At 40.2% G+C, this 1,058-nt stretch carries 1 pseudogene; it reads left to right on the top strand.

Annotation, left to right across the window (positions count from 1 at the left end):
* Positions 1–1,058 (top strand): annotated as a pseudogene (locus ACFINO_RS09915) (hypothetical protein); the annotation flags it as partial.

The following is a 1,058-nucleotide window of genomic DNA, read 5'->3' as shown; positions in this document are numbered from 1 at the left end:
TTGAATCAGACGCTTGCGACCTATTTTGGTGGTGGTGCAAAGTATGAAGATGGCAAATGGACAGCTCCAACTTATACGGTTAAGAAGTTTGACTCTGAAGGCAATGCAACTGAAGAAAGCTATAATAATGTTGCTAGTGCTTTTGAAGGCTTCAATAGTTCTCTCACTAATGTGCATAATGAAATCAATAATGCGCTTAGTGGTGTAGAAGGTGAGAGCCTTGTTAAGCAAGATCCTAAGAGTAAGCAGATCACTATTGGTAAAGAAGTAGCGGGCACAGGAATCAATATTGCCAACAGTTCAGGTCAAGATCGTAGGCTTTCAGGTGTTAAGGCAGCAGAGAATGACAATGATGCGGTTAACAAAGGTCAGTTAGATCAAGGTTTGAAAGAACTTTCTGATAACCTTCAGTCTGATGATTCTGTAGTTGTCCATTATGACAAAAAGACAGATGGTAACATTGATTATACCAGTGTGACTTTGGGTAAAGGTAAAGATTCTGCCGCTGTTGCCCTTCATAATGTAGCGAATGGAAAGATTGCGTCAGGCTCTAAGGATGTTGTTACAGGTGGTCAGATTAACAAAATCGGTGAAGATGTTGCTAAGATTTTGGGTGGTGGTGCGAAGTTTGATGATGGTAGCTTTACAGAACCAACCTATACAGTGTCTAATATTGATAAAGATGGCCATGTAAAAGAGTCTCAATATCATGATGCTGGTTCAGCCCTTGTAGGTCTTGATACGAATATCAAGAATGTCAATGAGAATGTCACCAATAAGTTCAATGAGTTTACACAAAACGTAGATCAAACAACGCAACAACTTAAAGATGATGCGTTATTGTGGAGTAAGGAAGCGAATGCCTTTGTCGCCGATCATGGTGCAGAAGGTAAAAAGGCTAACAGTAAGATTACCCATCTTTTAGCTGGAGACATTTCTAAATCTTCTACAGATGCAATTACAGGTGGTCAGCTTTATACGTTGAATCAGACGCTTGCGACCTATTTTGGTGGTGGTGCAAAGTATGAAGATGGCAAATGGACAGCTCCAACTTATAC

The organism is Bartonella sp. AA83SXKL, from assembly GCF_042196965.1.
In the GTDB taxonomy this organism is placed as follows: domain Bacteria; phylum Pseudomonadota; class Alphaproteobacteria; order Rhizobiales; family Rhizobiaceae; genus Bartonella.
The sequence above is the reverse complement of the archived record's forward strand: the minus strand, read 5'-3'. Positions and strand labels throughout refer to the sequence as shown.